Here is a 20,763-nt window from a genome sequence, read left to right as displayed (position 1 = left end):
GCTAGCTTAACAAGAACCCCATTTTATTTTAATTCGTTTTCTTCGTCCAAAAGCACATCATCATCTTCATTTATGATAATCTGCATGGAAGGTTTTTTTAAGGTCTCTTTATTGGCAATACTTTTTTCTAAAGAAAGCAAAAGCGATGGTAGCAGTAATAAGTTAGATAACATGGCAAATAGTAGTGTTGCTGAAACCAATCCTCCCAATGCTACGGTACCTCCAAAACTACTTATCATAAATACTGAAAACCCGAAGAACAAGACTATAGAGGTATAGAACATGCTTACAGTTGTTTCTCTTAATGCGGCATACACAGATCTTTTGATCTTCCAGTTATTTGCTTTTAACTCCTGCCGGTATTTCGCCAGAAAATGTATGGTATCGTCCACTGAGATTCCAAAAGCGATACTGAAAACTAAGATCGTTGATGGTTTAATAGGAACTCCTATAAAGCCCATCATTCCTGCAGTTACAATTAATGGTAATAAGTTTGGAATTAGGGAGATAAGGATCATTCTAAAAGATCTAAACATCCACGCCATTAACAATGCTATCAACAGTATAGCAAGGGAAAGTGATATAATTAGATTTTTTACCAAGTAGGTGGTTCCTTTTTGGAAAATAAGTGCTTTCCCGGTAAGGGAAACCTCAAACCTATCTGGAGGGAATATTTTATTGATTTGTGGCCATAAGCCAGTTTCAATTCGCTCCATTTCTTCGGTACCAATATCCTTCATAAATGTAGTCATTCTGGCATATCGTCCTGTGGTGTCTACATATGAGTTTAGCAAATTACCTTCAGAAGATATTCCTTTTAAATAAGGCGCAATGAAGTTTTGTTCCTGAGAAGTTGGTAATTGATAATACTTAGGATTCCCATTGTAATAAGCCTGCTTAGAATATTTAGCAAGTCTAACCAAAGATAGGGGAGAAGATAATTCTGGAACCTCCTCTATAGTATTCTCCAAGCTTTCCATTTTCTTTAAGGTGGAAAGTTTTAATGCTCCTTTAGGCTTTTTAGTGTCTATTAAAATTTCCAAAGGCATTACTCCATTAAATTCCTCTTCAAAAAACTCAATATCCTTGAAAAAAGCTGCATCCTGCGGCATATCTTCCAACAAACTTCCTGAAGTTTTAATGGTGTAAATTCCTATAATACTTAAAACCAACAATGAGATAGAAGAAATATAGATAGCAATTCTATGGTCACGCACCATACGCTCCACCCAATCTACAAATCCGCCGATCCATTTTTTGTTAAGATGCTTTAAGTGCTTGTCTTTTGGTAAAGACATATAGCTATAAATAATAGGGATGATCACCAGACTTAGTATAAAAATGGCAATAATATTAATGGACGCAACAATACCAAATTCCTTTAATAGCTTACTGTCGGTAAGGATAAAGGTTGCAAAACCAGAGGCAGTTGTCAGGTTGGTAAGTAAGGTAGCATTCCCAACCTTAGTGATAACACGTTGCAAAGATTTCGCTTTATTCCCATGATTCTTGATCTCCTGCTGATACTTATTAATTAGAAATATACAATTGGGGACCCCAATTACAATGATAAGAGGAGGAATTAGTGCTGTAAGTACTGTGATCTCATAGTGTAATAGTCCAATTACTCCGAAGGCCCACATAACACCAATAAGTACCGTAACCATAGAGATTAGTGTTGCTCTAACAGATCTGAAGAAAAAGAAGAAGATCAAAGAAGTTACAAGTAAAGCACCCCCAATAAATAAGCCTATCTCATCTATAATATTTTGTGAGTTCAATGTTCTTATGTATGGCATTCCAGACACATAAACATTGATGTCATTATCTATCTCGAATTGCTTTATAAGCGGACCTAGCTCGTCTATAACAAAGATTTTTCGTTCTTTGGAATTGACTATTTCTTCCTTAATATATAGCGCTGTTTGTACAGTATTGGTGTTATTACTAAAAACCAGATTATCGTAGAAAGGCAATTTATTAAAAATCTCATCTTTATAGCCAGCAACCTGAGTACTATCTAATTTTCCTTTTTTGAGTAAAGGAACCATCTCAAACCTCTTAGGATTATCGAATTTTTTTAGTTTCTTTAAGTTACCAAGAGAAATTACATTTTCTATCTCTGGATAAGTTTGTAATTTTTCTGAAAGTTTATTCCAAGCGGCAAATTTTTCAGGAGTAAAAAGAGTGGAATCGTTTATTGCAAGAACTATGATGTTCCCTTCTTCTCCAAATTTGTCTAGAAAGTTATTGTAGGTAATATTGATCTCATGATCGTCTGGCAAAAGATTTGCTTCGGTATAAGAAAACCGCATATTTTGCCATTGTGACGCAAGAAATATGGTTATACCAATAATAATCGCAATGATAACGAGTCTATTCCTAAGAATTACCCGAGCGATGGAATTCCAAAATCCAAAACTAAAAATTTTTGACATGCCTGTTTTTTGTGCGCGGGCAAAGTTAAGAAAAGCCTTGGTATTAATCTCTCATTGAGGGTTTAATTCTCTTACTGGTAACTATCGTGCAGTCTCGAAATTTTAAAAGTATTTTCCTTCCTAATAATTATCATAAAATTGCCTACATGTCAAACCTCAACCTTCGAATTGGTTTATCCTGAGACACTTAATTTGGTTTTAGGAAATGACCTACTTTCTAAATTTTTAGATTCAAGGTAAACTTAAAGGCGAAATTTTCTTTGAAGGTTGGTAAGTGATAAGCGCCATACCTATAGGCAAAACTAAGCCCAAAGCCTCCAAGCAATTTGTTGAGTTCTAAACCGGCCTCAGAATAACCGTGTTTAAGGGAATTGAATTCGATATTTTGGTGCGCTTCTATATTCTTAAAACTTCCAATTATAAATCTATTAAGTAGCGCCAGTTCGGGTTTGTAAGTATCGGTAATTCTTATTGGTCGAAACTGATGCCTAATGTGCAACGCAGCTTGGCGATCACTATAAAACTCATTGAAATACATTGTTTCAAAACTAATCTTTCCTGCTATGGAGAATCTATTTAGTATCTCTGCTTTATTGGGATTGTTGGGGAAGGCATGAAATGCATGTGTTAGCGGGATATCTCCAAAAGCATAATTTCCATCTAATGTAAATTGAGTGTTAGAAAGATCCAGTCTATTTACCTGATATTCTACTTTTAAGCCGACTTTAGTAAAATCAAAATCTCCTCCTAAAATATTAGAAAAACTTTTTGAAACTTGTCCGGTGAATTGCGGATATCCTTTGTTGATTATTTGGTTGCTTTCTGGTGTATTTAGAAATGTACTAAAAGGGCGATATAGAAAACCTATTGTGGCTTCTGATATCGTGTAGTCTGTATAAAGTTTATTGTTATTTACAAAAGCATAATTCCCTATTTGTGAGATATCACTTCTATTTATTACCCATTCTGTCTCCAATTTAGGAGTGAATCTATGGGTTAATCCTGCCTGTAATGCTTGATATTTATAATAAAAACTGATATTTACAAAGCGCGGTTCTAATATTGAAAAATCATTGATGCCTTTTAAATATTTAAAACTTCCAACCTCGCGAATATCATCGCTATACTTTATATCTAACCATGTATCTGTGCGTTTTCTTAATAATGTTCCGGCACCAAGCCCATATTTGAATTTGGAATCTTTAAAGCCATAAACTAAATATCCATGAAGTCTAATTTTTTCAGAAAAACCGGCGTTGGTAGTTCCTCCTGCTCCTAAGCGAATTCCCTCGTAATTGTTGAACTTAAAAAATTTACTTAGATCAAAATCCCAGATTCCTGCAGGTAATTTACCGTTAGAAATAGCTTTTTTTACCCTGATCTTTCGCTCTATATTGCGAGTTCTTATTATACTGTCTACTTTTTGAGAAGTAAGTTCATCTTCTAAACTAAATGGAATTTGCCGATTGGCTTCCCAATAATTAACCGACCTTTCATTTGCATCTTGTAATACATTTATAGTGGCGGCATATTTTGGCATTAACACCTCATTATTGAACTTGAGATCATAATTAACTGTGGTAGATTCCAAAAACAAACCCGATTCAATTTCCCCAGATCCTATTACAGTATTTAAAACAGACTTTTTACGCTGCACTGTTCCTAAAGAAATACTTCCACCGAAAACTGAAATGTCTTTTCCGCCAGACCCAGGTTTTAATATGATTGTTTGGTTGCTTGGAAACCACAGATCTTGAGCACTGTAATAGTTATAGTTGTGATTTACTACTAAATCTACAGCCCCAAGTAATTGTGCAGTTGCTTTTTGTATTGCATAGCTAGTGGTGTCTAGGTATAAAACACCTTCTAATCCCGCAACTTTCTTTTCCCTTTTTGGCTTAAAATAGATCATATAAGAAGATCTGCCTTCTATGCTAATAGTGTCTAATATTTTATAAGTATAATTACTAAAGGCTGCATTTGCAAGAGGCCCGGCGTAATCTGTATCAAATAATTGATAGTTACTTTTGTAAAGAGAGAGAGGTTCTGCTTTTAAAGCTAATACATCGTACACTGGTTTATTGAAACCTGCAGTTTTAGTACCTTCTACTAATTCCTTTCTCTTATTGGGTTTGATAAATAAATGAGTTGCAATTTTTTCTGAAAGATAGGCTCGACCTTTATTGATAATCGTCCTAATTTCTATATTAGAAGTATCAGTTTGGGTACTGATGCCTGAGGTTTCATTATCTATAATGAATTTATTATAGCTTTTATATTGAAAGCTATTAAGAGCCTTTTCAGGGTCATTTTCCTCTTTTCTTTTTATCGCTCTTCGAATGATTTTATCTGCAGGGTTTTCTTTAGAATATATCATCACGGCCGAAAGATCTTCTGCAGAAGGCTGTAATTTTATTATGTAGAAGACGGAAGGTTCAAGATCTTTAATCTTTTTACTAGAAAATCCAATATAAGAAACTGTCAAAATAGTGTCTTGAGCATTTGCTGTTAGACTAAAACTTCCATCTATATTCGTGAGAGTTTGACTATTTTCTGAAATCTTTATAGTAGCATAGGCTAGTGGATCCCCATTTTTAGAATTTATTACTTGACCCTTTATAGTGTTTTGCCCCACAAGGCTAGAGCAGGAAAGAATAAATAAAGCTAGGGTAATTAGTGTTCGCATATACTTATTAATTCCTCATAATTGTTGAATAAAAAAAATCGGCTTTAAAATATTATATTACTTAGGTTGAACCAAATATAATATTCTAAAGCCGATTTTAATATATTTTAAGAGGATCTTAGGTTTAGATAGTCATGATTTCTTTTTCCTTAACTTCTAAACCAGCATCAACCTTTTTAATATGTGTGTCTGTTAAAGTCTGAATATTTTCTTCAGCAATCTTAGTTTCATCTTCAGAGATCTCTAATTTCTTGATGTCGTTATTAGCAACTTTTCTGTCGTTTCTAATCCCGATCTTAGCTTCTTCCGCTTCCGCTTTTGCTTGCTTTACTAATTCTTTACGTCTTTCTTCAGTTAATGGCGGAACACTAATTATAACACTTTCCCCATTATTCATAGGGTTAAAACCAAGATTTGCGAACATAATACCTTTTTCAATGGCAGTGATTGAACTTTTCTCGTATGGCTGGATAGTAAGAGTTCTCGCATCTGGCGTGTTGATGTTTGCAACTTGTGCCAAAGGAGTCATGCTCCCATAATAATCAACCATTACACTTCCAAGCATAGCTGGAGTTGCTTTCCCTGCACGAATATTAAGAAATTGTTTTTCTAAATGCTTTATAGCATTATGCATATTCTCTTCTGTACTTTCTAAAATAAATTTTAAATCTTCGTTCATGTTATTTAAACTTTAATACTTCAATAAGTGTTTGTTTTTCATCCCGAAAGCTTTCCGGAGTACTAGATTTATAAAATTAGTTTCAAAATCTAATCTTCTAATTCTGGGAATAATACTTCACTTAAAAAAGTTTATATTTTTTAGTTTACTTATAAATTCACTTTGGTTCCAATTGTTTCGCCAGTAACCACTTTTAAAAGGTTTCCTTTAGTATTCATATCGAAAACAATTATTGGTAATTCATTTTCTTGGCTTAGTGTGAATGCTGTAGTATCCATTACTTTTAAACCTTTGCTAATGACATCATCGAAAGTGATAAAATCGAATTTTGTAGCCGCTTTATCCTTTTCAGGGTCTGCAGTATAAATGCCATCTACTCTAGTTCCTTTTAAAATAACATCTGCATGAATCTCGATTGCTCTAAGAACAGCAGCAGAATCTGTAGTAAAATATGGATTTCCTGTACCTCCACCAAATATTACAACACGTCCTTTTTCAAGGTGACGAATTGCTCTTCTTCTTATAAAAGGTTCGGCAACCTCGTTAATTTGAATAGCAGATTGTAGTCTTGTTTGTATTCCTGCATCTTCCAAAGACCCTTGTAATGCTAAACCATTAATAACAGTAGCAAGCATTCCCATGTGGTCTCCTTGTACTCGATCCATTCCTTTACTTGCACCTGCAACACCTCTAAAAATGTTTCCACCTCCTATAACTATTGCAATTTCTACTCCTTTGTCTATCACAGATTTTATTTCCTGAGCATATTCGGCCAAACGATCAGGATCTATCCCATACTGTCTGTTTCCCATTAATGCTTCGCCTGATAATTTAAGAAGAATTCTTTTGTAGTGCATATCCTGTTTATAGATGAATGATGCAAATATAGACAATATCTTAAATTGGAAAGAATCTCTTACGTCCGATTATAATGAAGCTTTAGTTTTTAGCATAATTTTAAGTATTTGTATTTACTGAAGCTCATTGTGCATAGACCTAGAGCTTACTTTTTGATAAAACTGACACCTATTAAAATGGCTGGGTTTTTGTTATATTTGAAATGTAAAAACAACTAATTATAAAGAAATGATAGGATATTATATAATTGCGGGACTCATATTTGCTGTGAGCTGGTATGTAAGTAATAAATTAAAAAGTAAATTTAAAAAATACTCTAAAGTTCATCTTCAAAATGGAATGAGCGGTAAAGAGATCGCTGAGAAAATGCTTTCTGATAATGGGATAACTGATGTGAAAGTAATTTCAACTCCTGGAATGTTATCAGATCATTATAATCCACAAAAAAAGACCGTTAATTTAAGTGAAGGTGTTTATTCTCAACGGAATGCTGCGGCTGCAGCTGTCGCAGCTCACGAATGTGGACATGCGGTACAACACGCGCAGGCATATAGTTGGTTAGGAATGCGTAGTCAACTTGTACCAATAGTTAGTGTAGCCTCTAAACTTTCTACATGGGTGATCATGGGTGGTTTGCTTTTAATGGCGACTACAGCTTTAGGAAGTACTGTATTATTAATTGGAATTGTACTTTTTGGACTAGGAACTTTATTCAGTTTTGTAACCTTACCAGTAGAATACGATGCAAGTAAGAGAGCATTAGTATGGTTAGAAACCGAAAATATGTTAACGGCAGCAGAACATGATGCTGCAGAAGATTCTTTAAAATGGGCAGCTAGAACGTATGTTGTTGCTGCAATAGGTTCTTTAGCAACCTTGCTTTACTTTGTAAGTATTTACTTAGGTAGGGATTAAGGTTCTTAAATTCTGATTTTCCGCTTTTGCGCCAGTTATACTTTTAACTAGCAACATTCAGGTTTTTCGTCATCCTGAGACCCGTGATAAAAATTTTAACAAGCGCAGGAAATGGAGTGTTTGAAATTCCGTTAAAGAAATTTTATTTCCATGTTTTAAGATGTTGAAACCAGTTCAGCTTGAAAGTATTATTCGCCGTTTTATTGATTCTCTGAATATTGCCACGAATTCACGAATAATTTTCAGGATTTTTCAAACCAATAATTCGTGCATTCGTGGCCAATGATTCTTTTTGTTCTTAGTCATCTTAAAATTCTTGATAAAAAATATAGCATAGGAAATTGATGTATTTCAGGAATTCGACAATGGTAATTTATTTTAGAATCTATTATTGTTTAATTTCTAATTAAAAAGAGGCATGGTAAATCACAATGCCTCTTTTTCTTAATAAAACCTAAAATGAGTAACTACACTTTGATCTGCCTTTTTAATTGCTGATCTAAAGAGATAAAGGTTTCTGTTCTGGACACGCCATCTATGGCTTGAATATTCTTATTTAGAACATTCATAAGATGCTCATTATCCCTACATAGGATCTTTAAAAATATAGACCAGTTTCCTGTTGTATAGTGACATTCCAGTACTTCAGGGATTTCACTTAATCTTTTTACAGCTTGAGGATTGCTCACAGCCTTATCCAAATAAACACCCACAAAGGCTAAAGTTTTATAGCCTAAAACTCTTGGATTGATCATTAATTTTGAGCCTTCAATTAAGCCGGATTTTTCTAGTTTTCTTAGTCTTTGATGGATTGCAGCACCACTTATGCCAATACTTCTGGCAATTTCAAGAATTGGTTTTCGCGCATCTTCCATAAGATAATTAAGGATGGTTTTATCAATACCATCAATAGTTACTTGGTCATCTACATATTTCATTTGGTCAGGTTATTAAGTTTGGGGGCTTAAAAATTACTGTTATTTTAATCAATTCCCAACTCCTCCAGATGGATTATAACCTAAATATGGGATTTCTTTCTCCTTAAATACGATTCCATAAGATTCTAACTCCTCCAATATTGGAGTGTAAACTTCTCTAGTGATTGGAATTTGAACACCGGGAGTGGTTATTTTTTTATTCAAAATAGCTAAAGTTGCTATAGCAACTGGCAAGCCTACTGTTTTAGCCATGGCAGTTCGGGTTTGATCTTCCCCTATTAAAACCATAGTAGAGTCTATTTGTTTTTTCTCACCATTAAGCTCATATCCAAATTTATGATACATCACGATCATATCTTTATCATCTTCTGCAAGTGTCCATTTATCTGATAATATTTTCTGAAGTGCTTGTGCAGGAGTGGCATTTTCTAATCCTATTTTTTTGTCTTTGTTGAAAAGATCTAATTCTTCCAGCTTATCCCACATAATATCATCCTGATCTATTTTGAGATTATGTCTAAGTTTTAACTCTACGGTATTTGTTGGAGAATAAGGTAAAAAGGAGTTGATGAAATCCCTATAACTCATGTCCATAGTATCCTGCATAGTATAGGTGTCATCTGTTAAACCTAGCTGAACAAACATATTCCAAGCTTTACTAAATCCAACTCGTCTTATGGTTCCTCTATAAAGAGTAAGTATGTCTTCCAAACCATAAATGCTTCGGTAGTCTAGGGAATTTCTATTGGCATAACCTTCAAATTTTCCATGACCTTCTACTTCTAAGAACTCTGTTCTTCGGAATAAGCGGTGATAAGGGATGTACTTATATTTTCCTTCCTGAATAAATTCAGCTACGCCACCTTGACCTGCCACTACAACATTTCTAGGATTCCAAGTAAATTTATAGTTCCAAAGATTTGTATCGCTTTCTGGAGCTACAAGTCCGCCGGTAAAAGATTCAAAAAGGATCATTTTCCCGCCTTTATCTCGAATACTATCTATTATTTTCATAGCACTCATATGGTCTATTCCTGGATCTACACCAATCTCATTCATAAAGACCAATCCGTTTTCTTTGACTTCTTGATCTAAGGCTTTCATCTCCTTGCTCACATATGAAGCCGTTACAAGTGATTTTTTATATTTAATACAATCCTTTGCTGCTTCTATATGAAATCTTGCTGGCAACATAGAAATAACGATATCGGCATCTTTAATTGCAGATTCCCTACTATCTTTATTAAAAACATCTAATACAATGGCCTTGCATCTTTCATGGTTTTGGCTAAGTTTTTTCGCGTTTTCTATATCTAAATCCCCGATGGTTAGATATAAATTTTCAGATTCAGATTTTTTAAGTAAGTAGGAGATCAATACCGAAGTAGACTTGCCGGCACCAATTATTAATATTTGTCGCATATTAAATTTTCTTAATTAGTTTTGTAATGTTAAAGGACGAATGTACTTAATTGTTTAGACTAATAAAATTATAGGATGGAGAGAAAATATTATATCGCAGGGTTTATATTCGGGCTTTTAGGAATTGTAATTGGCGCCTTTGGGACGCATGGTTTAAAACCTATATTATCTCCAGACTCCTTTATTTCTTTAGAAACTGGAATTAAATATCAAATCTATCATTCTATATTATTATTGATCCTTGGAGTAATAATAACAACAGGACATCAACTTTCTAAAGGGATCTTTTATTTGCTGATTTTTGGGGTAATTTTGTTTAGCGGATCCATTTATTTATTGGCCACAAACGATTTAACAAGCATTGATTTTAAAGTAATTGCGCTGGCTACACCTTTGGGCGGCAGTTTATTAATTATAGGCTGGGCTTGGCTATTAGTTCATTTTATAAAGTTAAAAAAGAAATAAATTAGAACGTTTTTATTAAGTATGAACTTAAGTTTATTTACTTTTGTATGCCTAAACAAACACACAACTTAAACTTTTATGTTGGCAAATAAGCAAATTACGAAATCGTTATCGTTAGAAAAATACGGAATTAATAACGCTACTGCTCACTATCAACTATCTCCAGAAGAATTACACCAGATAACTTTGGATAATAACCAAGGTGTTGAGTCAGCGACAGGCGCTTTAGCCGTTAATACGGGTGAATTTACTGGGAGATCTCCAAAAGATCGTTTTTTGGTAAGAGATGAGGAAACCAAAGATAAAGTTTGGTGGGGAGATATCAATATTCCTTTTGATTCTGATAAATTTGATAAGCTTTATGACAAGGTAGTAGACTACCTTTCTGAAAAAGAAATTTACGTTCGTGATTCTTATGCCTGTGCAGACGATAATTATCGTCTAAACATACGTGTGATCAACGAATACCCATGGTCTAATTTATTTGCTTACAATATGTTTTTAAGACCAGAAGAATCTGAACTTGAAAACTTTAAAGAAGATTGGATCGTAGTTAATGCACCTGGTTTCCAGGCAGATCCTGCTGTAGATGGAACTCGTCAAGCAAACTTTTCTATTTTAAATTTCTCTAAGAAAATTGCTTTAATAGGAGGTAGTGGATATACAGGAGAGATTAAAAAAGGAATTTTTTCAGCATTAAATTTCATACTTCCTGTGCATAAAAATGCACTTCCTATGCACTGTTCTGCGAACATAGGAAAAGATGGAGACACTGCTATTTTCTTCGGACTTTCGGGGACGGGAAAAACAACTTTATCTGCAGATCCAAAACGTAAGTTAATTGGGGACGATGAACATGGATGGACAAAAGAAAATACAATTTTCAATTTTGAAGGAGGATGTTACGCGAAAGTAATCAACCTTTCAGAAGAAAATGAGCCAGATATTTTTAATGCAATTAAGCCGGGAGCGATCTTGGAAAATGTGATATTAAAAGAAGATGGAAGCGTAGATTTTGAAAATACTTCTATTACCCCTAATACTCGTGTTAGTTATCCTTTAGACCATATTAATAATATTGCAACGCCTTCTATTGGAGAAAACCCTAAAAACATATTCTTTTTAACTGCAGATGCTTTTGGTGTATTGCCTCCAATTAGTAAACTAACTCCTGCTCAAGCGGCATATCACTTTATGAGTGGATATACAGCAAAAGTTGCGGGAACAGAAGCTGGAGTGGATGAGCCACAACCAAACTTCTCTGCATGTTTTGGAGCACCTTTTATGCCCTTACATCCTGCAGAGTATGCTGAGATGTTAAGCAAGAAAATGAAAGATGCAAATGTAAATGTATGGCTTGTAAACACTGGTTGGACTGGTGGAGCATACGGTATAGGAAATAGAATGAAGTTGAAATATACCAGAGCCATGATAGAATCTGCTTTGGAAGGGAAATTAGAAGAAGTGGAATTTACGAAGCATCCTATATTCGGTCTTAATATGCCATTAGAATGTGAGAATGTTCCTAGTGAAATCTTGAATCCAAGGCAAACGTGGAGCGACAAGAACTCTTACGATGAGAAGGCAATGGAACTTGCTAATTCATTTAAAAAGAACTTCAAGAAATATGAAGATAATTCTAATAAGGAGATCCTTTCTGGAGGTCCTATAGTGTAGTTTGAAATAAAAGCATACTTAACCTGATTAATTCTTAGAGTTTATCAGGTTTTTTTGTTTTTAGCCTTTATATAAAAGTATTTATAGTAAATTAAATATTTAAATAGTAAAAGCCCGATAAATATATATTTATCGGGCTTTTATTTATTGAAATAAAAAATAATTATTTCTTATTAGCTTCTTTTATGTATTTCTGAAGCGCCATTGTCATAGATGGAGTTTCAGGAGTTGGTGCTTTTATATTGCAAACCAGTCCATGTTCTTTGGCGGCTTTGATCGTAGTATTTCCAAAAACAGCTATTTTAGTTTCTTTTTGTTCAAAATCTGGGAAGTTCTCAAACAGAGATTTAATTCCGCTTGGGCTAAAGAACACTAGGATATCATAAGTAACATTTCTTAAATGAGAAAGATCACTAACCACTGTTTTATAAAAGATAGCTTCTTTCCATTCAACACCTAATTTGTTAAGTATTTTAGGCACGTCTGGTTTTAGCATATCCGACGCTGGTAAAAGGAATTTCTCGTTTTTATATTTTTTAATATATGGAGACAATTCAGAGAATGTTCGTTTCCCAACATATATCTTTCTCTTTCTATAGACTACATACTTCTGTAAATAAAATGCAACAGCTTCACTTAAACAAAAATATTTAAGAGTATCTGGCACTTTAAATCTCATTTCATCGGCTATTCTAAAAAAGTGATCAACTGCATTTCTACTTGTTAGAATAATGGCGGTATAATTGGTGAGATCTATTTTTTGTTGCCTTATATCTTTGGAGTGTACCCCTTCAACATGAATAAAAGGTATGAAATCAATTTTTACTCGTTGTTTTTCTTCCAACTCAAAATAGGGTGAATTTTCTATTTTAGGCTCTGGTTGAGATATTAAAATTGTTTTCACTTTCATATAGTTATAAATTTTTGAATTTTTAGTACTTAGTAATTAACTTATACAAAACAACATAGGGGGCGATTTCGAGAGCGCAAAGGTACAAAATAAAATAGAACCAAAAACGAGATATTAGTCTGAGGTTTTTTTTAACAATCGCATACAGAGTGTAGGAAAGAGCGATAATAATGACCGCAATAATCATATAAAAAAGAGGTAAACTAGGAATATCGCTATATACAAGAAACAATGATAACCCAAAGATAATCAGAGAGATAAAATTAAGGTAGGTTTGCTTTTGAAAAATATAAGCATCCATAATTTCATCTATGTCAAAAACGTTAGCAATAATTTTTTCTACGGTAATCTTTAAAAGGACTATAAAACCGTACGCAGTGATTATTCTCAATAATAAATTTCCAGAATCTACTAGAGTTTCAGATGTTAGTAGCCTATATGTTAAAAACACGAATAATGAAACACTTAAGATGTGCACAATGAGCATTAATACATTAAAGCCAAATAGCAGTTTATGCTCTTTAGATTTTATCACTAAAAATTTAGATGAAGCAGCAAGAGATATAAAATCCTCGAACCTATTTTGAAATAATGTCTTAGCTAGACTCAATATTAGTAATACCAATAGAATAATAATGGTAAGTAGGTCGTTTGAGGTTATATATCGTTCTATTGCTTCCAATTATAAATTTTTACAAATGTATAATTAATAGCGTTAAAGATGAAAGTAAAATTAGACTTGAAAAGGACAAAAATGGTTACATTTGCCCAAAATTTCTGGCATGTCTAATGGGATAATTATTATACCCACATTTAACGAAATTGAAAATATTGAACGCTTGATTAGGAACATATTTTCCTTGCAGCGTAAGTTTCATATTTTGGTGGTAGATGATAATTCTCCAGACCGTACTGCTGATAAGGTAAAGGAGCTGCAGACAGAATATTTTGGTTCTCTATTTATCGAGGAAAGACAAGGTAAACTAGGACTTGGGACAGCCTATATTCACGGTTTTAGATGGGCATTAGCTCATAAGTATGAATATGTTTTTGAAATGGATGCCGATTTTTCGCATAATCCTAACGATCTAATTCGCTTATATAATACTTGCGAGAAAAATGGAGCCGATCTTGCTATCGGCTCAAGATATGTTACAGGAGTTAATGTGATTAACTGGCCAATGAGTAGAGTATTGCTTTCGTGGCTGGCTTCAAAATATGTGCGGTTTGTTACAGGAATGAATATTCATGATACAACTGCTGGATTTGTTTGCTATAAAAGGACGGTGTTAGAAAGCATAGACCTAAATAAAATACAATTTGTTGGATATGCATTTCAGATAGAAATGAAATTTAAAGCATATTTACAAAAGTTTGAGATTAAAGAAATTCCGGTGATTTTTACCGACAGAACAAAAGGAAATTCTAAAATGAGTGGTGGGATTATTTCTGAAGCTGTTTTTGGAGTAATTAATATGAAATTAAAAAGTCTTTTTAATAAGACGTCAAAATAATGAAGAAGGTTTTAATTAAAAACGCACGAATTGTCAATGAAGGGACAATTATGGAGGGAGATGTATTTATCGAAAATGGGATTATTGTTGAAATAGCCGATAGTATAAGTGCCAAATCTCCAGACCTAACGATGATCGATGCAGAAGGGAATTATCTTATTCCTGGAATTATAGACGATCAGGTGCATTTTAGAGAACCGGGTTTAACTCACAAAGAAACTATAGAAACTGGGTCTCGTGCTGCTGTTGCTGGAGGGATAACTTCTTTTATAGAAATGCCCAATACCAATCCGCAGACTACCACTATAGAAAAGTTGCAGGAGAAGTTCGATTTGGCTAAGAATTCCTCTTATGCCAACTACTCTTTTATGTTTGGTGGTACTAATGATAATCTAGACGAAATTCTAAAGGTAGATCCTAAAACTACTGCTGCCCTAAAATTATTCTTAGGCTCCTCTACTGGGAATATGTTGGTAGATGACGCAAAAGTTTTAGAACAGATCTTTTTGAAATCTCCTTTAATGATTGCAGTTCATTGTGAAGATGAAGCTACTATTCAGAAGAACTTGGCCGAATGTATTGAGCGATATGGGGATGATATTCCTATTGAATTGCATTCTAAAATAAGAAGTGAAGAGGCTTGTTATATCTCCTCTTCCAAAGCAGTTGCTTTAGCAAAAAAGACAGGTGCCAGATTGCATGTTTTCCATATATCTACGGAAAAGGAAATAAAATTATTCGACAATAAATTGCCTTTAAAAGATAAGAAGATTACTGCTGAGGTTTGTGTACATCACCTGTGGTTCAACGATTCAGATTATCAAAAGAAAGGAACTTTTATAAAGTGGAATCCTTCAATTAAAACTAAGAAAGATCAAGACGCTCTATTAAAAGGATTGTTGAGTGGACGAATAGATGTAATTGCAACAGATCATGCCCCTCATACAAAAGAGGAAAAGAAAAATGTGTATACCAAAGCTCCGAGTGGAGGGCCTTTAGTACAGCACGCGCTTCCTGCAATGTTGCAAATGCATCACCAAGAAAAGATTAGTCTAGAGCAGATTGTAGAAAAGATGTGTCATAACCCTGCAATTCTTTTTCAAATTGAAAAAAGAGGATTCATTAGAGAAGGTTATAAAGCAGATCTTGTTTTAATAGATCTCAATGCACCATGGGCTGTGCAGCCAAGTAACACGGTCTATAAATGTGGTTGGTCTCCGTTTGATGGGGTTACTTTTAAATCTAGAGTTACGCATACTTTTGTGAATGGCCAATTGGTTTATAAGAACTTCAAATTTATGCCTTTTACTCAGGTGGCAGAGCAGTTAACATTCGATAGATAACAACCATATGAGATTTTTAAAGATATTTATAATTGCTTGTTTCTTGGGTTCTTGTCAAAATATAGAGGAAGTCAAGAAACCTGATAATTTAATATCTGAGGACAAGATGGTAGACGTTCTTACAGAATTATCCTTATTAAACTCTGCAAAGAATAAAAACAAACGGATTCTTGAAGAAACAGGACTTCAGCCAGACACGTATCTCTACTCTAAATATGAGATAGATAGTTTACAACTAGCAGAAAGCACGACTTATTATGCGAAAAAGTATGATAAATTTGATGGTATCTACCAAAAAGTAAAGCAAAATCTAGAGGTGATGAAGGCGAAGATGGAAGTAATTCGTGATGAAGAGCTACGAATTGAAGATTCTTTGCGAGCAATAGAAATTAAAGATACTCTAGATATAGATACTCTGAAGATTCCAGACACCACATTAATTGATAGCCTTGGTACGCAAGCACCCAGCAATAGTATCTATAATTAATTTTTCTTTCTTCTGAATCCCTAGATACTATTGACCTTAATAATACAGATGTCATGCTATCTTAATACTTCAGTAATTTCCGAATCCCAAGTTATTAAAGCATCTGGTGCCTAGGCATATGTTACTGGCGTGTAAATTCAAGATGACGGAATATTATCATTTTCTTTTCTATACAATTTCCCTGTTTCCAGTATCACACTTTTTACAGGAGTAAAAGCAAAGCCTATACTCTCTTTAATTTTTTCATTACTATAATAAGAATGTTCAAAAAGGGATTTATAATCAGAATTTGATAGTTGCTTTTTTGCCCCCCATAATATATTAGCAATACTTTGAAAGATCCAGCCAATAAAGACCATCCAGGGTTTTAATGCCGTTTGAGGTGGTTTTTTCTGAAGGCTTGTTGCCACCCACTCCAGTATAGTTTTAAAGCTCAAATTTTCTGAAACGACTATAAATTGTTCATTCTCTATAGAAGAATTCATGAGAAGGATTGATGCCTTAGATACATCTTGCACTCCAACAAAACCTGTTGTCTTAGGAAAATGATATTTTAAACCTTCATTTGTTTTTTTAAATAATTGTCCGCTGCCAGAATTCCAAAATCCAGGGCCAATAATTACTCCCGGATTTACAATTACTGCCGAAAGACCTTCCTGAGTACCTCTCCACACCTCTATCTCAGCTCCATGTTTGGATATGGCATAATCGTTATGTGCTTTTTCCGGATGCCATGTAAAATTTTCTGAAATGTATTCATCTCCCAAAGTGAGATCCATAGTAGCGATGGAACTAACATGGCAAAGTTTTTTAACGTTGAAAGCAATACAGAAGTTTACAATATTAGCAGTTCCTTCAATATTTGTAGTCCTAAGAGATTTTGCGTTTTTTGCATCAAAAGATACTATTGCAGCACAGTGATATACGTGATCTATATTTTTAAACGCTTTATTAAGAGAAGGGATGTCTAAGATATCTGCTTGAACCCAATCTATAGAATTAAATAATATACAGGCATCTTTTGCTGAATCATAATATGAAAACACCCTTTTCACCTCAGAAAGTTTGCCTTCTGATCTATAGATCGCTCTAACTTTTTCTCCAGATCTAACTAAATCTAAAAGTAAATGTGAGCCCACTAGTCCTGTGCCTCCTGTAACTAATATCATAAGGTAAATATAGCTATTTCAGTTTAGGAAAAATGGCAGTTATTGGTATCTTTACCTCTGTTTTCTATGAGATATTATGGTTCATTAATAACCTGATGAATTCAGAATAGGAAGAAAACAAATTGATTTGAAGCTTTAATATTGAAAATAAGACACCTATGAATTTTGTTGAGGAAATTACTTGGAGGGGCATGCTACACGATGTGATGCCTGGAACCGAAGAGCACTTATTAGAAGAAATGCGTGCTGCATATGTTGGGATAGACCCTACAGCCGATTCGCTTCATATTGGGCATTTGGTAGGGGTAATGATGTTGAAGCATTTTCAGTTAAGCGGGCATAAGCCATTTGCACTGATTGGAGGAGCTACAGGTATGATTGGTGATCCGTCAGGAAAATCTGCAGAGCGTAACCTTTTAGACGAACCAACCCTAAGACATAATCAAAATGCTATTAAAGAACAGTTGTCACGTTTTCTCGATTTTGATTCAGATAGTGATAATGCAGCTATTTTGGTAAACAATTATGATTGGATGAAAGATTTTTCTTTCTTGGACTTCATTAGAGATGTAGGGAAACACATCACAGTGAATTATATGATGTCTAAAGATTCTGTAAAGAAAAGACTGTCCTCAGAATCTTCTGTGGGAATGTCCTTTACAGAATTCACTTATCAATTGGTACAAGGCTATGATTTCCTCCATTTATTTAGGGAACATGACTGTACGCTTCAAATGGGTGGAAGCGATCAATGGGGAAATATCACCACGGGAACCGAAATGATAAGAAGGATAGGTGATGGAAAAGGGTTTGCACTTACTTGCCCGTTAATCACAAAAGCAGATGGAACCAAATTTGGAAAGACTGAAGGAGGGAATATTTGGTTGGATGCTAATCGCACCTCACCTTATAAGTTTTACCAATACTGGTTGAATACAAGTGATGAGGATGCCGAGAAATATATTAAGATCTTCACCTTTTTAAATAAGGAGACAATTGAAGAACTAGTTGCTACACATACTAAAGAACCACATTTAAGATCACTCCAAAAACGTTTAGCAGAAGAGGTTACTATATCCGTTCATGGGAAAGAGGATTTCAAAAATGCTGTGAAAGCTTCCAACATGCTCTTCGGTAAAAGTACAGCAAGTGATTTTAGAAGTCTAAATGAAGCTACCTTTTTGGATATTTTTGAAGGAGTTCCTCAGGCTGAAATTGAACGTGCAGACGTGGATGCTGGTTTAGATATGATCGCTGCTTTAGCTGCTAAAACAGGATTTTTAAATTCTAATGGAGAGGCAAGAAGAGCTTTAAAAGAAAACTCGATCTCTGTAAATAAAGAAAAAGTAGGAGAAGATTATCTAATTTCTGAATCGGATCTTATAAACAACAAATATGTTATTATAAATAAAGGAAAGCGAAATACTTATATTTTGAGAGTGGTATAATGCAAAAGCCCTTAAACAGATTAATGTCTAAGGGCTTTGCAACTAACTAACCAATCTAATATGAAAAAACTCATATAGTTTATTGTAAACAAAAACCTAACCAAAAATTATGTTTACAGGTATTAGTTCGAAAAAAGATGTTTCCATTACACTTTTTGTTGAATTTCTTCTATTTATTTTTAGCTAGAGGGAAATTTTAGAGCTTGGTTTATAACACCAATAAATTGCAGCCGCGGATATCACTATTATCAAATCTACCCATAATTTCAATAGCGTTATTTTCGCTCTTTTTTCCTAGATCTTGAGTTGCAATGAAAGAACAAGAATTAATATTAGCAAGATCTATCACATTAATTCCGCCAGTGCTATTATTTAGAAGATAGGATTGTGCATCTTCTGGATCCCTAATTAAAATCTTCATCCACGGAGGGCAATCAAATACTCCATTACCTAGAGAATATGCCTGAGATAATAATTCGGTCATTCCGTATTCGCTATGAATGCTAGCTATTCCAAACCCATTTTTAAGGATACTATGCAGCTCTTCCCGAATCATCTCTTTACGCCTGCCTTTCATGCCGCCGGTTTCCATAACTATGGTATTCTTTAGTTTAAACTGAAAGTCTTCTACAAGATCTAATAATGCAAAGGAAACTCCAATAAGTAATACTTTTTGACCATTGCTATCCAGTGAGATTAATTTTTCTTTTAATTCAGTTAAATTATCAAGATAAAATCCGCTATCTGGATGAACGCTTTTTTCAATTAAATGCTGCGCCATATAAATTAATGAAGAACCATCCCGTTCCAGATAAGATGGCAAAAGTGCTAAAACAGCATAATCTTGAATATCTCCATAAAATTTTTTGAAACATAGATTAAAACTCTGCTCATAAATGGAGAGATCTGTAACATGATGTTTGCTGGTTTTAGTTCCAGTAGTTCCGCTGCTTGTAAAGGTCTTCTGAATTTTTTGTTCGGAAGATAAAATAGTATGATTTTTAAAAAGATCTATTGGTAAAAAGGGAATATTTTCTATTTTATTTATCTGCTGGGGATCTATTTTTAGTAAATCTGAAAACTTTCTATAAACCGAGTTGTTTGCATACTGAAATTGAAAAATTTCTAGTGCAACTTCATTGAAATCTTGATCAGAAGAAATAGAAAAGATCTTTTCTGGATTCATTTATGTGTTTTGAAGAAAATGAAAGTAAAGGTAGAAATAAATAAAGCTTCTAAGAATAGAAGCTTTTTATTTTAATCCTCATTGAGGCTTATATTACTTATGTCATCGTATGGAATTTCGGAAATTTTTTGCAATTACTCAATTATTTGTATTATTCCAGACTTTTAAATTTTGTGATTCTAAAATTACCTGACCACCAATTTTCTAGTAGCCTGAGTGACTCCTTCTTTAATTCTCAATATATATATTCCAGGAGTTAATTCTGAAACATCTAATTCTTTTCCTGTCATTCGGGCATTCAGAATTTTTTTACCAAGTACATTATAAATTTCTACTTCTTTAGTATGATTTTTATTGGAAGTTATATACACCTTGCTGCCAACCACAGGATTAGGATAAATTGAAAGGCCTTCAATAGGCTTTTCTGCTGTAAAGACAGGCTGTACTGTGTTCTGTGCTATAGACCGAGGGGCGAACAGCAGAAAACTAACCAATATTAAACTTAAGATGTAGAATTTTTTCATATTTTTTACGTTGGTAATTGTAAATCTACAATAAATTATTCAAAAATGATACCATTAATACATGCCTAAAGATATAATTAACAATTCTTAAATTACTCCTAAAA

At 33.8% G+C, this 20,763-nt stretch carries 18 protein-coding genes; 7 read left to right on the top strand and 11 right to left on the bottom strand.

Features of this window, described 5'->3' with window-relative positions; translation table 11 throughout:
• Nucleotides 1-23: 23 nt before the first annotated feature.
• The 4 genes from I130_RS04130 to pyrH all read right to left on the bottom strand — a co-directional run bounded on the left by I130_RS04130 (nucleotide 24) and on the right by pyrH (nucleotide 6,660).
• Nucleotides 24-2,438 carry an efflux RND transporter permease subunit gene (locus I130_RS04130; protein ID WP_034919775.1) on the bottom strand — a complete coding sequence of 805 codons (2,415 nt, stop codon included), beginning with the start codon at nucleotides 2,436-2,438 and terminating at the stop codon, nucleotides 24-26.
• A gap of 217 nt (nucleotides 2,439-2,655) precedes the next feature.
• Complete coding sequence (locus I130_RS04125; protein WP_034919773.1) at nucleotides 2,656-5,124, bottom strand: DUF5686 family protein; 2,469 nt, start codon at nucleotides 5,122-5,124, stop codon at nucleotides 2,656-2,658.
• Nucleotides 5,125-5,248: 124 nt separating this feature from the next.
• Nucleotides 5,249-5,803: a ribosome recycling factor gene (gene frr, locus I130_RS04120; protein WP_034919771.1), complete on the bottom strand. Its 555-nt coding sequence runs from the start codon at nucleotides 5,801-5,803 to the stop codon at nucleotides 5,249-5,251.
• Between the two features lie 149 nt (nucleotides 5,804-5,952).
• Nucleotides 5,953-6,660: a UMP kinase gene (pyrH, locus tag I130_RS04115; RefSeq protein WP_034919768.1), complete on the bottom strand. Its 708-nt coding sequence runs from the start codon at nucleotides 6,658-6,660 to the stop codon at nucleotides 5,953-5,955.
• Nucleotides 6,661-6,889: 229 nt separating this feature from the next.
• Between pyrH and I130_RS04110 the strand changes: the two genes are divergently transcribed.
• Entirely contained in the window at nucleotides 6,890-7,576 is a 687-nt protein-coding gene (locus I130_RS04110; RefSeq protein WP_034919766.1) for a zinc metallopeptidase, read from the top strand.
• Between the two features lie 467 nt (nucleotides 7,577-8,043).
• Here I130_RS04110 and I130_RS04105 read toward each other — a convergent pair whose 3' ends face one another.
• A complete protein-coding gene (locus I130_RS04105) occupies nucleotides 8,044-8,514 on the bottom strand; it encodes an Lrp/AsnC ligand binding domain-containing protein (protein ID WP_034919765.1) in 471 nt (156 codons plus the stop codon).
• 48 nt (nucleotides 8,515-8,562) lie between these two features.
• Nucleotides 8,563-9,936 (bottom strand): saccharopine dehydrogenase family protein, encoded by a 1,374-nt coding sequence (locus I130_RS04100; RefSeq protein ID WP_034919764.1) that lies wholly within the window; start codon nucleotides 9,934-9,936, stop codon nucleotides 8,563-8,565.
• A 75-nt stretch (nucleotides 9,937-10,011) separates the two neighbouring features.
• On the opposite strand from I130_RS04100, the gene I130_RS04095 reads away from it, so the two are divergent.
• Nucleotides 10,012-10,401 (top strand): DUF423 domain-containing protein, encoded by a 390-nt coding sequence (locus tag I130_RS04095; RefSeq protein WP_034919761.1) that lies wholly within the window; start codon nucleotides 10,012-10,014, stop codon nucleotides 10,399-10,401.
• A 78-nt stretch (nucleotides 10,402-10,479) separates the two neighbouring features.
• Complete coding sequence (gene pckA / locus I130_RS04090; protein ID WP_034919758.1) at nucleotides 10,480-12,078, top strand: phosphoenolpyruvate carboxykinase (ATP); 1,599 nt, start codon at nucleotides 10,480-10,482, stop codon at nucleotides 12,076-12,078.
• A gap of 163 nt (nucleotides 12,079-12,241) precedes the next feature.
• Here pckA and I130_RS04085 read toward each other — a convergent pair whose 3' ends face one another.
• Nucleotides 12,242-12,988 (bottom strand): uroporphyrinogen-III synthase, encoded by a 747-nt coding sequence (locus I130_RS04085; RefSeq protein WP_034919757.1) that lies wholly within the window; start codon nucleotides 12,986-12,988, stop codon nucleotides 12,242-12,244.
• A gap of 22 nt (nucleotides 12,989-13,010) precedes the next feature.
• Entirely contained in the window at nucleotides 13,011-13,598 is a 588-nt protein-coding gene (locus I130_RS04080) for a DUF4271 domain-containing protein (RefSeq protein ID WP_232224032.1), read from the bottom strand.
• A gap of 172 nt (nucleotides 13,599-13,770) precedes the next feature.
• On the opposite strand from I130_RS04080, the gene I130_RS04075 reads away from it, so the two are divergent.
• The 3 genes from I130_RS04075 to I130_RS04065 are packed head-to-tail and all read left to right on the top strand — an operon-like array spanning nucleotide 13,771 to nucleotide 16,332.
• Nucleotides 13,771-14,502 carry a polyprenol monophosphomannose synthase gene (locus I130_RS04075; RefSeq protein WP_034919752.1) on the top strand — a complete coding sequence of 244 codons (732 nt, stop codon included), beginning with the start codon at nucleotides 13,771-13,773 and terminating at the stop codon, nucleotides 14,500-14,502.
• Nucleotides 14,502-15,845, top strand: coding sequence for a dihydroorotase (locus tag I130_RS04070; RefSeq protein ID WP_034919751.1), 1,344 nt, complete (start codon nucleotides 14,502-14,504; stop codon nucleotides 15,843-15,845). Before I130_RS04075 ends, I130_RS04070 begins: the two co-directional genes overlap by 1 nt.
• 7 nt (nucleotides 15,846-15,852) lie before the next feature.
• Nucleotides 15,853-16,332: a DUF4296 domain-containing protein gene (locus tag I130_RS04065; protein WP_034919749.1), complete on the top strand. Its 480-nt coding sequence runs from the start codon at nucleotides 15,853-15,855 to the stop codon at nucleotides 16,330-16,332.
• A gap of 137 nt (nucleotides 16,333-16,469) precedes the next feature.
• Here I130_RS04065 and I130_RS04060 read toward each other — a convergent pair whose 3' ends face one another.
• The gene (locus tag I130_RS04060; RefSeq protein WP_034919747.1) at nucleotides 16,470-17,501 is read right to left on the bottom strand and encodes an NAD-dependent epimerase/dehydratase family protein; all 1,032 of its coding nucleotides are present in this window, start codon (nucleotides 17,499-17,501) and stop codon (nucleotides 16,470-16,472) included.
• A 158-nt stretch (nucleotides 17,502-17,659) separates the two neighbouring features.
• Here I130_RS04060 and tyrS point away from each other — a divergent pair, with 158 nt between their 5' ends.
• A complete protein-coding gene (tyrS, locus tag I130_RS04055; RefSeq protein WP_034919746.1) occupies nucleotides 17,660-18,949 on the top strand; it encodes a tyrosine--tRNA ligase in 1,290 nt (429 codons plus the stop codon).
• Nucleotides 18,950-19,157: 208 nt separating this feature from the next.
• On the opposite strand, the gene I130_RS04050 is transcribed toward tyrS, so the two are convergent.
• Together I130_RS04050 and I130_RS04045 are read right to left on the bottom strand one after the other, a co-directional pair.
• Nucleotides 19,158-20,135, bottom strand: a complete 978-nt coding sequence (locus tag I130_RS04050) for an acyltransferase (RefSeq protein WP_034919745.1) — start codon at nucleotides 20,133-20,135, stop codon at nucleotides 19,158-19,160.
• 185 nt (nucleotides 20,136-20,320) lie between these two features.
• Nucleotides 20,321-20,659: a T9SS type A sorting domain-containing protein gene (locus I130_RS04045; protein WP_034919742.1), complete on the bottom strand. Its 339-nt coding sequence runs from the start codon at nucleotides 20,657-20,659 to the stop codon at nucleotides 20,321-20,323.
• Between the last annotated feature and the right edge of the window lie 104 nt (nucleotides 20,660-20,763).

Source organism: Gillisia sp. CAL575, assembly GCF_000403785.1.
Taxonomy (GTDB): Bacteria; Bacteroidota; Bacteroidia; order Flavobacteriales; family Flavobacteriaceae; genus Gillisia.
This window is presented reverse-complemented; position numbering and strand designations above follow the sequence as displayed.

Bases quoted from the DNA above. Each gene is read 5' to 3' on its own strand.
- I130_RS04130 (WP_034919775.1), bottom strand. From the start codon at position 2,438: ATGTCAAAAATTTTTAGTTTTGGATTTTGGAATTCCATCGCTCGGGTA.
- I130_RS04125 (WP_034919773.1), bottom strand. From the start codon at position 5,124: ATGCGAACACTAATTACCCTAGCTTTATTTATTCTTTCCTGCTCTAGC.
- frr (WP_034919771.1), bottom strand. From the start codon at position 5,803: ATGAACGAAGATTTAAAATTTATTTTAGAAAGTACAGAAGAGAATATG.
- pyrH (WP_034919768.1), bottom strand. From the start codon at position 6,660: ATGCACTACAAAAGAATTCTTCTTAAATTATCAGGCGAAGCATTAATG.
- I130_RS04110 (WP_034919766.1), top strand. From the start codon at position 6,890: ATGATAGGATATTATATAATTGCGGGACTCATATTTGCTGTGAGCTGG.
- I130_RS04105 (WP_034919765.1), bottom strand. From the start codon at position 8,514: ATGAAATATGTAGATGACCAAGTAACTATTGATGGTATTGATAAAACC.
- I130_RS04100 (WP_034919764.1), bottom strand. From the start codon at position 9,936: ATGCGACAAATATTAATAATTGGTGCCGGCAAGTCTACTTCGGTATTG.
- I130_RS04095 (WP_034919761.1), top strand. From the start codon at position 10,012: ATGGAGAGAAAATATTATATCGCAGGGTTTATATTCGGGCTTTTAGGA.
- pckA (WP_034919758.1), top strand. From the start codon at position 10,480: ATGTTGGCAAATAAGCAAATTACGAAATCGTTATCGTTAGAAAAATAC.
- I130_RS04085 (WP_034919757.1), bottom strand. From the start codon at position 12,988: ATGAAAGTGAAAACAATTTTAATATCTCAACCAGAGCCTAAAATAGAA.
- I130_RS04075 (WP_034919752.1), top strand. From the start codon at position 13,771: ATGTCTAATGGGATAATTATTATACCCACATTTAACGAAATTGAAAAT.
- I130_RS04070 (WP_034919751.1), top strand. From the start codon at position 14,502: ATGAAGAAGGTTTTAATTAAAAACGCACGAATTGTCAATGAAGGGACA.
- I130_RS04065 (WP_034919749.1), top strand. From the start codon at position 15,853: ATGAGATTTTTAAAGATATTTATAATTGCTTGTTTCTTGGGTTCTTGT.
- I130_RS04060 (WP_034919747.1), bottom strand. From the start codon at position 17,501: ATGATATTAGTTACAGGAGGCACAGGACTAGTGGGCTCACATTTACTT.
- tyrS (WP_034919746.1), top strand. From the start codon at position 17,660: ATGAATTTTGTTGAGGAAATTACTTGGAGGGGCATGCTACACGATGTG.
- I130_RS04050 (WP_034919745.1), bottom strand. From the start codon at position 20,135: ATGAATCCAGAAAAGATCTTTTCTATTTCTTCTGATCAAGATTTCAAT.
- I130_RS04045 (WP_034919742.1), bottom strand. From the start codon at position 20,659: ATGAAAAAATTCTACATCTTAAGTTTAATATTGGTTAGTTTTCTGCTG.